The organism is uncultured Desulfovibrio sp. (genome assembly GCF_902477725.1).
In the GTDB taxonomy this organism is placed as follows: Bacteria; Desulfobacterota; Desulfovibrionia; order Desulfovibrionales; family Desulfovibrionaceae; genus Desulfovibrio.
In genome coordinates this window covers 1-13342 of sequence record NZ_CABSIF010000018.1, presented here as the reverse complement: position 1 = coordinate 13342, position 13342 = coordinate 1, and the positions used below count along the sequence as shown (strand labels likewise).

At 57.7% G+C, this 13342-nt stretch carries 15 protein-coding genes, 1 tRNA gene and 1 pseudogene; 8 read left to right on the top strand and 9 right to left on the bottom strand.

The genetic code is table 11. From position 1 onward, the window contains the following. The 8 genes from RDK48_RS13715 (at nucleotide 1) to dcm (ending at nucleotide 7536) form a co-directional block, all read left to right on the top strand. Nucleotides 1–1188, top strand: a complete 1188-nt coding sequence (locus RDK48_RS13715) for a baseplate J/gp47 family protein (protein WP_298998181.1) — start codon at nucleotides 1–3, stop codon at nucleotides 1186–1188. Further along, complete coding sequence (locus RDK48_RS13710) at nucleotides 1188–1856, top strand: DUF2612 domain-containing protein (protein ID WP_298998183.1); 669 nt, start codon at nucleotides 1188–1190, stop codon at nucleotides 1854–1856. The genes RDK48_RS13715 and RDK48_RS13710 overlap by 1 nt, the downstream gene beginning before the upstream one ends. Before the next feature lie 66 nt (nucleotides 1857–1922). Continuing rightward, on the top strand, nucleotides 1923–2957 hold the full coding sequence (locus RDK48_RS13705) for a hypothetical protein (protein WP_298998185.1): 1035 nt from the start codon (nucleotides 1923–1925) through the stop codon (nucleotides 2955–2957). Nucleotides 2958–3449: 492 nt separating this feature from the next. Then, nucleotides 3450–3962: a phage tail protein gene (locus RDK48_RS13700; RefSeq protein ID WP_298998189.1), complete on the top strand. Its 513-nt coding sequence runs from the start codon at nucleotides 3450–3452 to the stop codon at nucleotides 3960–3962. A gap of 4 nt (nucleotides 3963–3966) precedes the next feature. Continuing rightward, entirely contained in the window at nucleotides 3967–4767 is an 801-nt protein-coding gene (locus tag RDK48_RS13695) for a hypothetical protein (RefSeq protein WP_298998191.1), read from the top strand. A 657-nt stretch (nucleotides 4768–5424) separates the two neighbouring features. Next, nucleotides 5425–6342: a tyrosine-type recombinase/integrase gene (locus RDK48_RS13690; RefSeq protein ID WP_298998193.1), complete on the top strand. Its 918-nt coding sequence runs from the start codon at nucleotides 5425–5427 to the stop codon at nucleotides 6340–6342. Nucleotides 6343–6514: 172 nt separating this feature from the next. Continuing rightward, nucleotides 6515–6691, top strand: a complete 177-nt coding sequence (locus tag RDK48_RS13685; RefSeq protein WP_298998196.1) for a Com family DNA-binding transcriptional regulator — start codon at nucleotides 6515–6517, stop codon at nucleotides 6689–6691. Further along, complete coding sequence (dcm, locus tag RDK48_RS13680; RefSeq protein WP_298998198.1) at nucleotides 6679–7536, top strand: DNA (cytosine-5-)-methyltransferase; 858 nt, start codon at nucleotides 6679–6681, stop codon at nucleotides 7534–7536. The genes RDK48_RS13685 and dcm overlap by 13 nt, the downstream gene beginning before the upstream one ends. 347 nt (nucleotides 7537–7883) lie before the next feature. Here dcm and RDK48_RS13675 read toward each other — a convergent pair. The 9 genes and pseudogenes from RDK48_RS13675 to RDK48_RS13635 all read right to left on the bottom strand — a co-directional run. Continuing rightward, nucleotides 7884–7959: transfer RNA gene (locus RDK48_RS13675), tRNA-Thr, on the bottom strand. A gap of 57 nt (nucleotides 7960–8016) precedes the next feature. After that, complete coding sequence (locus RDK48_RS13670) at nucleotides 8017–8397, bottom strand: hypothetical protein (RefSeq protein ID WP_306666374.1); 381 nt, start codon at nucleotides 8395–8397, stop codon at nucleotides 8017–8019. Between the two features lie 47 nt (nucleotides 8398–8444). Further along, the gene (gene gluQRS / locus RDK48_RS13665; protein ID WP_298998200.1) at nucleotides 8445–9434 is read right to left on the bottom strand and encodes a tRNA glutamyl-Q(34) synthetase GluQRS; all 990 of its coding nucleotides are present in this window, start codon (nucleotides 9432–9434) and stop codon (nucleotides 8445–8447) included. Between the two features lie 4 nt (nucleotides 9435–9438). Continuing rightward, nucleotides 9439–9951: a rhodanese family protein gene (locus RDK48_RS13660; protein ID WP_298998203.1), complete on the bottom strand. Its 513-nt coding sequence runs from the start codon at nucleotides 9949–9951 to the stop codon at nucleotides 9439–9441. Nucleotides 9952–9970: 19 nt separating this feature from the next. Continuing rightward, nucleotides 9971–11140, bottom strand: coding sequence for an NlpC/P60 family protein (locus tag RDK48_RS13655; protein ID WP_298998205.1), 1170 nt, complete (start codon nucleotides 11138–11140; stop codon nucleotides 9971–9973). Between the two features lie 88 nt (nucleotides 11141–11228). Next, on the bottom strand, nucleotides 11229–11624 hold the full coding sequence (locus RDK48_RS13650) for a flagellar basal body rod C-terminal domain-containing protein (RefSeq protein WP_298998207.1): 396 nt from the start codon (nucleotides 11622–11624) through the stop codon (nucleotides 11229–11231). A 183-nt stretch (nucleotides 11625–11807) separates the two neighbouring features. After that, on the bottom strand, nucleotides 11808–12587 hold the full coding sequence (gene folE2 / locus RDK48_RS13645) for a GTP cyclohydrolase FolE2 (RefSeq protein ID WP_298998209.1): 780 nt from the start codon (nucleotides 12585–12587) through the stop codon (nucleotides 11808–11810). Continuing rightward, the gene (gene nikR / locus RDK48_RS13640; RefSeq protein WP_022657495.1) at nucleotides 12587–13003 is read right to left on the bottom strand and encodes a nickel-responsive transcriptional regulator NikR; all 417 of its coding nucleotides are present in this window, start codon (nucleotides 13001–13003) and stop codon (nucleotides 12587–12589) included. Before nikR ends, folE2 begins: the two co-directional genes overlap by 1 nt. 57 nt (nucleotides 13004–13060) lie before the next feature. Beyond that, nucleotides 13061–13342, bottom strand: a pseudogene (locus tag RDK48_RS13635) (methyltransferase); the annotation flags it as partial.

Here is a 13342-nt window from a genome sequence, read left to right as displayed (position 1 = left end):
ATGGCTGACGGCGCATATATCGACCGCGACGGCATGCACCTGCCGGACTACGCCACCACGCTGACCACGCTGCAAGCCAAGGTCAAAGCCATTTTTGGCGACGATCTGTATCTGGAGCCGGACAGTCAGGAGGGCCAGCTGGTAGCGATTTTTGCCTTGGCCCAGCAGGACACGTACAGCCTGGCCGCCAGCGTTTACAATGCGTTTAGTCCTCATACTGCTCAGGGCGCTGGCCTCTCGCGTATGGTTGTCATTAACGGCATACGTAGGCAGCCAGCCAGCTATAGCACTGTAGTTGTGGTTTGCGTGGGTACTGCGGGCACCATCATCAATGGGGGCATTGTGGAGGATACGGCCGGGCAAAAATGGGATCTGCCCGCAACCGTCACCATCCCCACGTCTGGCGAGATAAGCGTTACAGCCACTGCCCAGGATATCGGCGATGTGCGCGCCGCAGCTGGCGAGGTCAATAAAATTGCCACGCCATGCCGTGGCTGGCAGAGCGTCAACAATCCCTTGGCTGCCACACCTGGTGCGGCAGTTGAGACAGACGCAACACTGCGCACCCGCCAGGCGGTATCCACGGCACTGCCCAGCCGCACAGTGTTTGAGGGCACGCTGGGGGCCGTGGCAAACCTTGAGGGCGTCAGCCGATGGCGCGGCTACGAAAACGACACCTCTACCGCTGACGCTAATGGCCTGCCTCCGCACAGCATCTGCATGGTTGTGGAGGGAGGCGACAACTCTGCTATAGCCGAGGCCATAGCGCTCAAAAAAACGCCGGGCTGCTACACCATGGGCAATGTGAAAGTTATGACGCGTGATGCCAAGGGCCTGCCCAATGTCATTCGGTTTTACCGCCCTACGGCTGTGCGCGTGCGCCTGCGCGTTACTCTCTCCCCATTGTCTGGGTATTTGTCCACCACCGGCACAGCCATAAAAGCCAACCTTGCGGCCTACATCAGCGCCCTGGCCATTGGCGATAATGTGCTTGCCAGCCGCCTGCTCACGCCTATCAATGCGGCGGATGCTTCCGGGGCGAGGACGTTTGACGTGCTAGGCATTGAGTACTGCACCGGAGATGCGCCGGATGACGAAGCTGAGTGGCAGGCGGGCAATATTGCCATAGCTTTCAACGCCGCCGCTACCTGCGTGGTTGATGACATCAGCCTGCCGGGGGTTGAGTAATGTCTGATAACGTCTACCCCAGCCTTATAACCAGCCAGCACCAGCAGCCGCGATTTACAGCTCTGGTGGCGGTGCTGACGCAACCGCTGGTTGACGCCCAGGCGCTACTGGCATCATTGCCCGCCGCCTTTGACGTGGACACAGCCGTTGGCGTGCAGCTTGACGCTGTGGGCCTGTGGGTGGGCATTACCCGCGTGCTGCGGGTGCCGTTATCCGGTGTCTACTTCGCCTGGGGCGTTGAGGGTGTTGGCTGGTCGGAGGGGGTATGGAAAGGCCCATATGACCCGGAGACCGGCCTCACCAGTTTGCCCGATGATGTGTTTCGGCGTCTTGTTAAAGCCCGCATTGCCGCCAACGCCTGGGATGGCTCCATACCCGGAGCCTACGATGTGTGGGAATCCGCGTTTGCAGATACCGGCAGCATCATCATGATTCAGGACAACCAGGACATGAGCATGGTTGTGGGCATAGCGGGCATGCGACCAGATGCCGTTACCCAGGCTTTGCTCATGGGCAATTACATACCTCTCAAGCCTGAGGGTGTGTGCGTGAGCTGGTATGCCGTTACGCAGGATGGCGGCCCGCTGATGGCCTGGGGATGCCAGGCAGACGGCCTGGGCGGATGGGGTGCAGGCCGTTGGCCCACCGTGCTTCGGCCAACTAATTAGCCCCGAACTATATCGGGGTGGCTGATATGAGCTTTCCCCGGTTACACCGGGGACACGGAGGACATTATGCCCACTACTAAAGACACTGGCGTAACCGTTGAAGCTGGCGATGTTATCAACGATATTTTGCCGTTTTGCGCTCAAGGCGTTGATGGCCGCGATCTGCTCGAGCAGGCGGACTACGCCGCTGACGTGCAGCGCACCATCGGCCATCAGCCCGGCATTGCACGGCAAGAGCTGGCCAACAAACAGGCGCGGCAGGTCTCACACATGTCCGCTGGCTTGGCGCAATTTTTGGCCCGTCGCTATGCGGCTGGCGTTAAAGACGATGGCGACCTGGATAAAGTTGAGGCGGCGCTTGTGTCTGTTATTATGGGATTGCTGGAATCCCGGCTGCCCGGCATTGCCACAGAGGATCTCAACGGCTTGTGTCACCCTGACGGCGTGACTATCAAGATCGACACCACCGGAAAGATCTATGTTGTACAGGCTGACAAGTATGACTTGGGAGAATTTTACTATTTTCGCCACCCCACTCTGAAGCCTGGCTTTGCCGTCGCTCAGGGTGGCCTGATTAGCGGAGCTTATCAGGGCAAAAACATCACTGAGTATCCTATTTGGGAATACTTAAAAACAACTCAGGGTCAGTTGCTCCTGAAGACAGAAGCCGAATGGCAGTCGATGACCAAGGCTATCTGGGCTACACTGGCAGATGGAACAACCGTTGGCTGGAACGGAATCGGCGGCGCGCCTTTTTATGTCCAGGATCTGGGAAATGGAACCCTCCGCATGCCTGACCTGCGCGGGATGTACGCCGAGGCCTCAGGATATGACGCTCTCGGCGTGGGAGGTGTGCACGGGGACGCATTGCCCGCCAGCTTGAGAGGATCGGCGGCTGGAGCATTCAGGGGCGATGGCGGCTCCCCGTCGGGCATTTTTAAAAATAACGGTCTTATTGGGTGGCAAGTCAGGTATCAGGACAACCCGGACTTTTTCAAGCTTTGGTTTGATGTTGCCAACGTCTACGCCACCGCCGCAAAAAACCAGCCCCGCGCGTGGGGTGCGTTGGCTTGTGCCTATCTCGGCACGCCAGCGGCATAGCTATGCGGGCTGACCCAAATACGCGCATGCTAATGCTCCCCAACGCCGAGGGGCATGGGCGGCACCCGTTGGCCCCACGAGCGCCGTATCAAGGATCAAGTCGGAATATCCGACCCCGGAGCCGCCCGCTGAGAATGCTGTTGATGCCTCTCGTCGGAATGCCCCGGAGATTGGCTCTAGATTTGATCCCCAAATTGCTTTGGCACGCCCCACGACTCGCCGTGCTTGGTCCCCGTGCACACCTCCCACGCCGAGAGCAGGTCAAAAAGGAAAAATAATGAAACATAATGAGCCTGCTCTTTTTGACAAGATGCGCGCTTTGGCGAACGAAGGGCACCCTCGAGCTGAAGCTCTCCGCCAGCGGGCTGACGAATTCGAGAAGGCAGTAGCAGAGAAATCCAGTGTGCGACAACTGTTGGGCGCTTGGACACGCGCGCGCCGACTTTGGTGCGAATGTACTGGTGATCCCCTGATATAAAGGAGTTTTTAAGAATGGCTAAATGTTACCAATATACGGCAGACGGCTATTTCGCAGGAGAGACTGAGGATTACGGCCTGCTTCCTAACAACTCCACGCGTACGGCCCCCACAATCGTTGAGGGGAAAATCCCGCGCTGGACGGGGAAAAAATGGGAGCAGGTTGAAGATCACAAAGGCAAGAGCGGATATGTCAACGGCCAGCCGTACGAAATTAAAGAATATGGGCCTCTGCCGAAAGGTTGGAGCGATACGCCACCACCGCCGTCATTGTCTGATGCGCAAGCAGCCAAGGCCGCAAGCATTGTCGCAGCGCATGAAACGGCTTTGGCCGGGGCCATCGCCATGTCTGACCCCACGCCATCAAATGTGGCAGTGGAAGCCGGTCTGTTGGCGGTGTCCGACCCCGAGGGTCTTGAGTATGTGCGTAACGCACTGGCTGCCCAGCGTGATGCCCTGCTAGCCGCTGTAGACGCCGCCGAGACGGCTGAAACCGTGCAGGCCATTGCCGTTAGTTACGCAGTATGACGCCATGAGCATTATTAACCAAATCACCGGCGGCGTCTGCACCGGGCCAATAAAGCCCAAGGACGATGGCTTGACCGTGTACGGCAGCAGCCAACAGCTCACAGATGTGCGTCAGCGTGTGTACGATTTCCGGCGTTACCCCAAGGCCGATCAGGACGAGGTTTTGAGCGGTGTTGACGGGGCCGTTGTCCGGCTATCCGGCGTGGTCATCCTGGGCGGCATCAAAGCCGTTTTGGCCGGTAACGGAGACCACCCTGGCAATGATGTGAGCTATGCGCAATGGCTGCTGGAGGATTGCGTCATCATCGGCGCAGGTCGCCGCTGCCCTGAAGCCCAGGACGGTACAACGGTCATCATGCGCCGCTGCTGGGTACATGATTTTGGTCAAACTTATAACGTGCGGGCTTTTGGTGGTTGGGCACACCGTGGCGCACGGATTATGGCGGAAGACAGCCTTTTTACGCAGGGCGAGATCTGGCCCTGGGGCCTTGATATTCTCACGGCCATCAAAGACCTGGGCAACCACATCGGTCAGGCTGTCAACGATCACGGTCTGTCGGCGTTGCTGCATCCGCGCACATATCTGCCCGGCCCGTGCCGTGGACTGACTGCGGATACAGGCGGCTTAGTGCTGGCCACGCGCTGTTATCGCAACCGGCCCTGGATCAAAATTGATGGGTGCAACAACTATATAGATCGGTCCGCCGCCCGAAAGATCGTTAAGCAGATTGAGGCCATTTGCCCGGACATGACGGAGCGGCTCGGCCAGCCGCTGACAGGTTTTTTTGACATCGTTACTGTCTAACCGGATTTTTTGACAATTGCATAGAGATTTGAGGATTTCAGGCCCGACAATGTGTTGCCGGGCCACCTCCCGGCGTGGGAGGGACGCATATTGATATGATCCGCAATTTTGCAAGCTCTCTCGCGTTGTCAGACCGTATATACGCGGCAACAGGCATCACAACAGCAACAGGTGCGCTGTATATGAGCAACATCCGATCCGCGCGACCGTTCCCGCGCGACGGATCAGCCTCGTATGATGGTGGTGATTTAAGCATAGACCCATCGCGCAAAGTTCCCGTGGGCGCAGCAAACAAGCCCCGCGCCTGGGGCGCGTTGGCCTGCTGCTATTTGGGGCAGCCTGCATTATAGCGCCGGAGTGCCAAGGTAGGCGCAAGCAAGTGCGCCCCATCCCCTCGGCTTGTTTGCTGCGCCCACAGGGACAACGCGCGACGGGTCAAAGTAGAACGCAGTATTTGAGGTTGACGCAGACCCAACGGCACCCAGGCCGCCTGGCTTTGCGAGATAGAATGCCCCGGCAACATTATTTGGCCAGACGCCCGCCGAAACTGTGACGGACATAGACCCCGGGATGTTGCGGATCATATCAATATGCGTCCCTCCCACGCCGGGAGATTGGTATATCTGCCGATAAGCCTCCTAAATTCTAGGAGGAACGATGGCACAAGTGGTTTTATTTCGGACCGTGGCACGCGATTGGTGGGAGAGGTACATGCTTCAGGGGGCAGTTGATTATGCGGAGGAGTCATGGCGGCGGCTAGAACGTGAGGTTATGCCTCGGCTTGGGGATAAGCCGTTGGGCAAGATCACCGCGCCTAATATCCTGACGATACTGAGACGTATCGAGCAGCGCGGCACTTTGGTGGTCGCTCGCAAGGTTAAAAGTCATATCTCTCAAATCATGCGATACGGCATCGCTTGCGGGATTGTCAGTCGTGACCCGGCCCGCGACCTTGGTTGGGCGCTGACCCCTCACAAATGCAAACCCCGCGCGGCTATCACCGAACCTCGCCAGATAGGTCAGCTTATGGCCAGCATAGAGCGTTACCGCAACTGCCAGCGCCGATGTTCCCTTAAGCTGGCTGCGTTGCTATTCGTCCGACCGGGTGAACTGGCTGCCGCCGCGTGGACTGAAATCGAGTGGGATACGGCAACATGGCGTATCCCTGCGAACAAGATGAAAATGAAACGGCCGCACAATGTGCCACTATCGCGTCAAGCGCTAGACGTTTTGCGGGAATTGCAACCGATAACTGGTAAAACACCTTGGCTGTTTCCGTCGCGCTGGGACAAGACACGAAACGAGACAGGTCATGTTCTTAACCTAGCATTACGACGTATGGGATACGGCTCGGACATCATGACAGCCCACGGATTCCGAGCAATGGCCGCAACGACATTATCAGAGCAGGGCTGGGCAAGTGAAGTTATTGAGCGGCAATTGGCACACGTCGATAAAAACCAGGTGCGGGCGGCATATCAACGTTCCGACCTGCTGACGGAACGGCGCAAGATGCTGCAAGCATGGGCTGATTACTTGGATCTTCGCTGTGCCCAGGCGATTTTAGGGAGGTAACGATTGACAGTGGCGGGGGCGCGTTAACGCCCCCACCGGCGCGGCGCCGGGTGTGCCGCACCACGGCCCCACATGAGGATTCCGGCCTCATGCAGAGTTTCCGCCTGTCTGTGTCTCTGCGAGACGGCACAGGGTAGGTGTTTACGGCTTAGGGCGCAACCCTCAATATATAATGCAACAGATTCTTGATGACATTCGCTGCCCACATTGCCGAAGGCTTCTGGCCAGAGGGCAAGCGTTGGAGATGGAGTTTAAGTGCCCGCGCTGCGGGACGTTTTTTGTACTGCGGGCCACGCGCCCCAGCTCCGAGCCACATGATGGCCATTCGGAGACAGGATGCTCACAGTAGGGAGTTTGTTTAGTGGGGCTGGGTTATGTGATCTGGGCCTTCATTGGGCTGGATTTCAGCATCAGTATTTTTGCGAGGTAGATGCTTTCTGCCAATCTGTCCTGCGCAGACACTGGCCAGACATCCCCATTTTTGCCGATATTCGCAATTTGTCAGGACAGGCATTGCCTCAGGTAGACATACTCTGCGGCGGGTTCCCCTGTCAGGATGTGTCGGTAGGGGGAAAACGTGTAGGCATAACCTCAACATCACGGAGTGGACTTTGGAATGAATACAAAAGGATCATCGCAGAAGTGCGGCCTCGCTACATCATCGCAGAAAACGTGTCTGGCCTGCTCTCCCTCGGCATTGAGGGCGTCCTCAAAGATATGGCCTCGATCGGGTATGATGCGGAATGGGAAGTGCTCCCCGCAGCGGCCCTTGGTGCCCCGCACCATCGGGAAAGGGTATTCATTGTTGCCTACCCCCACGGTTATAGGTCTGACGCAGACGATAGGCTCCTTGCTCCGCTCGAACGAATCGTGGCAGACCACGAGCAATATGCGGGCCTTTTTGGTTGGCTGGGTATTAGGTTTGACCGGGCGGACAAGGCCTCCGCGCTTGCGGGGTATGGCCGACCCATCGTTCATCGAGTGGATGATGGGGGTGCCAGCAGGCTGGACGATGCCTTATGGGCCGAGCCTCGCCGACCGCACCAGCTTGGCCGGATAGATACCGAGACAGCTAAGTCATGGATTCCACGCCTTAAGGCTCTTGGCAATGGCATCACGCCGCAACAATCATTTGCCATCGCCGCCTGCATCCTAATCGCAGAAGGCTATCCAGTTCCGGAGTTCAAAAAGTAACTGGAATTAATCCCGGCCTTACGACATAAATCAAACGCACCCTTGTGTCATATTTGGCACTTGGGTGCGTCCACGATTTTGTTCAAAACTAAACGGCACTTGGAGCAAATGTAAGGGGCGCGTTACACTGCGATGAACGCCAGCATGTCAGAGAGGTTATCTTAGTCATCCTGGCCCCTCAACCCGTATTATAGAGCTTGGGCAGGGCAGTTTTGAACCGGTCGTGCTCAGGAAAAGCCCCCAGCAAGAGGATGCGTCCTCGTATTTGATGTAGGGCCGCTTTTAACATCGTGGTGTTACCCCAACAAAAAAGCCCTCGCGGTTTTCACCGTGAGGGCTAAATTCTGTGGAGCCAGCTAAGAGACTTGAACTCTTGACCTGCTGATTACGAATCAGCTGCTCTACCAACTGAGCTAAGCTGGCAACCGACATGAAGTGCCAAAAAACAGGGCCGTTGTCAAGCGGATAGGCCTGATCGGCTTACGCGCATTCCACCACGAGGGGGATAACGTGCAGCTCGCGGTTCACTTCTTCCGTGTGGCCCAGCTTCCACTTGGTGGATTCCGCAGGCCAGCCAAGGTGGGAGGCAACATCGCGCGCAACGCCAGCCACATTCAGGATGGGGTGCCGCTGAAAAACCTGGGGCAGCCCATAGGTCAGGTTACAGGCAAGGCACTTGCCGGGACGCTGGCGCAGTTCAAAGGCCAGCTTGGCCTTTTGCGGCTCAACACTGCGGCAAACAAGGCCGATGTCGTAAGCGCCTTCTTCTGCGCCGCCAAAGAGCGCGTCAAAAAATTCATCTGCACGGCCAGCGGGAAAAATCTTGTCCAAAAAGGTCTGATCCAGGTTCTGCATGGTCATAAACATCCTCTGTCATTACATGAGCGGTGTTTGTATTCAAATGGCCGTCAGGCCACAAGAGCGCGTAGCAGCTCGCGCCCAAGGCGGATATCATCGCCATCAAGGCGCGAAAGCGAAAAATACGGTATCAGTTCCGCAGGGCTGGCGGCATTGCCGCCGGGATTGCATCCGGCAAGTGCGCCGAGCAATCCGGTTATTCTGCGCGGGCCTACGCCCATTTGCCGCAGGTTACGCAGCGCGAGGCTCTGGTGCCTTTTGGCAAGGCGCTCACCCTCGTCATCCAGAAGCAGCGGCACATGCGCATAAGCGGGAGCACCATAGCCCAGGAGCTTGAGAAGAGCAATCTGCCTCGGCGTTGAAATGAGGATGTCGCGCCCGCGCACCACCTGATTTATGCCCATGAGCGCATCGTCCACGGCCACGGCAAGCTGATAGGCCACAACGCCGTCAGAGCGGCGCAGGGCAAAGTCGCCTCCGCAGTCTGCCAGCGTGAATGATTGCGGCCCAAATACAATATCGGTGAAATTCACAGGCCCGTCCGGGCAGCGCAAACGCAGGCAGGGGCGGCGGCCTGACTCCAGCAAGGCTTGCCGCTGCGCCTGATTCAGGCTGCGGCATGTGCCAGGGTAGGGCGCTCCAGCATCATCAACATGCGGCGCACCTGCCATGTTGCGCAATTCCTTGCGCGTGCAAAAACAGGGATAGGTCAGGCCAGCACTTCCAAGCTGCGCAATGGCCGCTGCATAGTGCTGTGCCCGGTGGCTTTGCTCAAACGGCCCCATGCACCCGCCAGCAGGTTCCGGCTTGTCCGGGCCATAATCCCAATCCAGGCCAAGCCAGGTCAGGTCTTCAATGAGGGCTGCGGTGTATTCGGGGCGTGAGCGCTGCGGATCAATATCTTCAATGCGCAGCACCACCTCGCCAGAGCTGGCCCGGGCGGCAAGCCATGCAAGCAAAAAGGCCCAGGCGTTGCCAAGGTGGATATAGCCGGTAGGGCTGGGAGCCAGCCTGCCGCGAATAACAGACGCGGCGTGCATAAAACTATTTTTTGTTCCAGGGCATGGCCGAAAGCAGTATGCCCAGACCGCAAAAGCCTGTCACGCCTGCAAACACAAGCCCCGCGCCCACAAAGGCCGAAAGCCACAGCATCGAGGGGCACGCCAGAGAGCCGAGCACACCAGCCAGCACCAGCCCGCCAGCGCCAATCTGAATCTGGCGAAAAATGGGCAGTGTCTGTTTGGACGTTTCTACCGGCAGCCCCTGTTTGGCCCAGGCGCTGACGCCGCCTTCCATCTGCCATGCGGGGCCAGCCGCAAGCTTTTGCAGCAGGTCGCTGTTCTTGGTGGTGCGGTTGCCGGAATTGCAGGTAAATATGATGGGGAGTTCAGCGGTGGCGGGGCGCAGATCCATCCATGAAATGACAGAAAGGGGGGCCGCTTCGGCACCGGGAACTCGCAAGGCGGCGAGTTCGTCCGCTTCACGCACGTCCACAAGGCGAGCCTTGTGGTCCTGCATCATTTTGAGGGCTTCTGCAGGAGAAATATTAGGAAGCATCAATTATGTCCTATGAACTCTAATCCCGGTTTTTGGCGGGAGTTTTTTTGCTTTTGGCATCGTCAGACTTGGAAGAAGCCACCTTGCCGTCGCCCTTGTCCTTCTTGCCGGATTCAGACTTGGCAGACTCGTGCTTGGTCGATTCGCCCTTGGAGGCGCTGGCCTTGGAAGAGCCAGACTTGCTGTCGCTCTTGGCGGCTTCCGGCTTGCGGTTTTCGGTCTTGCGCGTTTCAGCCTTGGGAGCGTCAGATTTGCGGGCTTCGCTCTTGCGCTCGGACTTTTCAGCTTCAGCCCTGGAAGAGCCGGATTTGGACGAGGAGGCGCTGCTCTTTTTGTCCGACTTGTCTTCCTTGACGGATGCCTTGTTTGAAGACCTGGAGGACGACTTATCAGCCTTCTCCACCTCTATTTTGCGGGTGGAGTGCTTTTTGTCCAGACTGGCCACTTCCACAAACTGCTCGCGCGATTTGGAAGGATTTTTATCCCTGGAGCGCTCTTTGTCTTTTTCCTTGCCGCGATCCTTGCCGCTCGTTCTATGGTCGTCGTTGCTGGCAACGCTGGAGCGGGAGGAGGGCTTGTGGCTGCGATAGATATCGCGCACGGCCTTTTCTTCCACGTAGTCGTTCAGGCGGGTCTGGGCTTCGGCCACGAGATTTTCGGTGCCGTCCATTTTGACGCGCCGGGCGCCGAGGAATGTGCCTTTGAAATAGGGGTCGTCCAGAGAATTGACGCGCACGGTGGTGCGGCGGTGGGGGCTGTGGATGAACTTGCCGTCACCCACATAGATGCCGGTGTGATAGCCCCGGCGGGGGTGGCGGAAGGCGACAATATCGCCAACCTGCATATCTTCCACATTATTGATGCGCTTACCCACAACGGACTGTTCACGGGCGGTGCGCGGCAGGCTCACGCCAACGCTTTTGTATGCCCAGCAGACAAATCCCGAGCAGTCAAATCCACCCGGTGACATGCCGCCGGGAACATATGGGGTGCCAATGGCAGACCGTGCCTTGCGCAAAAGCTGCTGGCTGCCCTGCTGCTCATTGTTGTCAAAAGCAGCTTCATAAGAACGGCGAAAACGCTGTTCCGCTTGTGTGCTGTAGTCATCACGCTGGTTGTTTTTTACTGCGCAGCCAAAGCTCATGGCGCAAGCCAGAGTCAGCGCACACAGTTTCAGGCATCTACCCATCGGCACTCCGTGTGGGTTGCGCCGCAGCACAAGGCAACGGCGGGTCACGCAAAAAAAAACGGGAATAACTCCGTTTGTCTGTAGTTGGTCAAGCCTTGATGTCTAAAAGCGTACCCAGCATGGTATCACTGGTGCGCACTACCTGCGCGTTTGCCTCATAGGCGTGCTGGGTGGAGATCATCTGAGTGAATTCCCGCGCAAGATCCGTACCGCTGGGGGCGGATGCTTCCAGGGGAATACCGGAAGTGACATCAAGAACGGCGTTGGCGGCATTCCAGTCCGAGCTGGGGCCGACTTTTGCTCCCGCGTCTTTCAGCGCGGCTTCAAAGCTGACGCCCTGATCGTTGGCATTGCTGGAGTAGACGGCACGGCGCGGCTCAAAACCAGCCGTGCTGACGTTGGCTACATTATGCGCTGTAACAGCCGTGCCCCACGAAAAGGCATTCAAGGCTGATGCGCCGATCTGTAGGCTACTGCTACTCATCATTCACACCTTACGGCTTAACTAGCACAAGTATTACCCGAATACAAAAACTTTTTTTTGGCCCGTTTGGCGGGTGATTGCGGTTTTTTGCAAGCAAGGGTCGGGGCAGGTTTTCAGAGTATTATCACATACTCAGAAAATACGGCTGCCAGGCTTCTGCGTAGTCGCCGCCAGCGCGGCATGTCAGCGAACAGAGAGATCGCGTTCAATGCGGGCGAAGGCATTGTGGTTGTGGATGGATTCCATGCTCTCCACCTCAACGCTGAACCACTCCACCTGCCCGTGGGCCGTGAGCTTTTGCGCCACATTGCGCACCACGTCTTCCACAAAGGTGGGGCGGGCAAAGGCGCTCTCTGTGACGAATTTTTCATCCTCGCGCTTGAGCAGGGTGTAGACGGCGGAAGAGCCGGATTGTTCGGCAATATCGATGAAATCCTCAAGCCATGAAAAAGCCCGCATGCGCAAACGCATACGCACCATGGCCCGCTGGCTGTGTGCGCCCTCGCGGCTAATGGCCTTGGAGCAGGGGCAGACAGTCATGACCGGAACATCGGTTTCAAGAACGAACGACTGGCCCTTGTCGTCCAGCTCGCCGGTGAGGCGGCATTCATAAGCTACCGTGGCCGGGCTGCCCGAGGCAGGGGCCTTTTTGACAATAAAATAGGGAAAGCAGAACCGGGCATAGGCCCGCCGCGCGCCAAGCCGTTCCTTGATATTGACCAGCAGCCGCCGCACGGACTGATAGCTGATCTCGTCGTTCCATTGTTCCAGAGCCTCAACAAAGCGGCTCATGTGGGTACCTTTGAAGGATGAAGGCAAGTCCACCCCAAGGTCTACGGTAGCCACGGTCTGTTGCGTCCCCTGGCAGCGGTCGCGCACCAGCAGGGGCAGCTTCAGCTCGCGAACACCCACGCGGTCAATATTCAGGGCAACCTGCGGGGCGTGGCTCTGTACGTCTTCCATTATGCCAGATCCTGTCCTGTAGTAGTAGCGGTAAAAGTGCCGTGCTTGACGCCGCGGCAGGAGATCAGTTTGTCGGCCAGGGCGCGCAAACGCTTGGGTTCGCCCTTGAGCACCAGCACCTCAAGGCAGTTGTAATGATCCAGATGCACATGAAGTGTGGTGACAATAAGATCGTGGTCATCGTGCTGGATAGTCATGAGCCGACGGGCCAGATCGTTTTTGTGGTGGTCATACACCAGGGTGAGCGTACCCGCGCCGGAAGCGTCGTTGCTCCAGCGTTCTTCCACCAGCGCCTTGCGGATAAGATCGCGTATGGCTTCTGAACGGTTGGGATAGCTTTTGCGTTTGCACAGCTGGTCAAAAGGTTCCAGCAGATCTTCATCCAAAGAAACGCCGAAGCGTGCCAGGTTTCCCATGGTATTTCCCGTATGGCCCGTGAGGGCTGATTGCTGTGGTTGAAGAACGCCCCGAACTCAGGCCCGGCGGCTGATTTCCCAAACGTGTACGGTAACGGGCACGGGCTGGGCGTAAAGGGGATCCACTGTTTCGTGATACACCCGTCTGCCTTGCCAGCCGCCGTTTTGCAGCGCGTGCAGAAAAGCATCGTACACTGTGCGGCCCGGCTCCGCCACCCATGCCGCGCCATCCGGGGCAAGGGCATGGCCAAGAAAGCGCAGCACCGGAGCCACAAAACGCTTTTCATACATGATATCGCCGCCCCAGATGCGGTGCATGCTCTGCGCCCGCACGGCGGG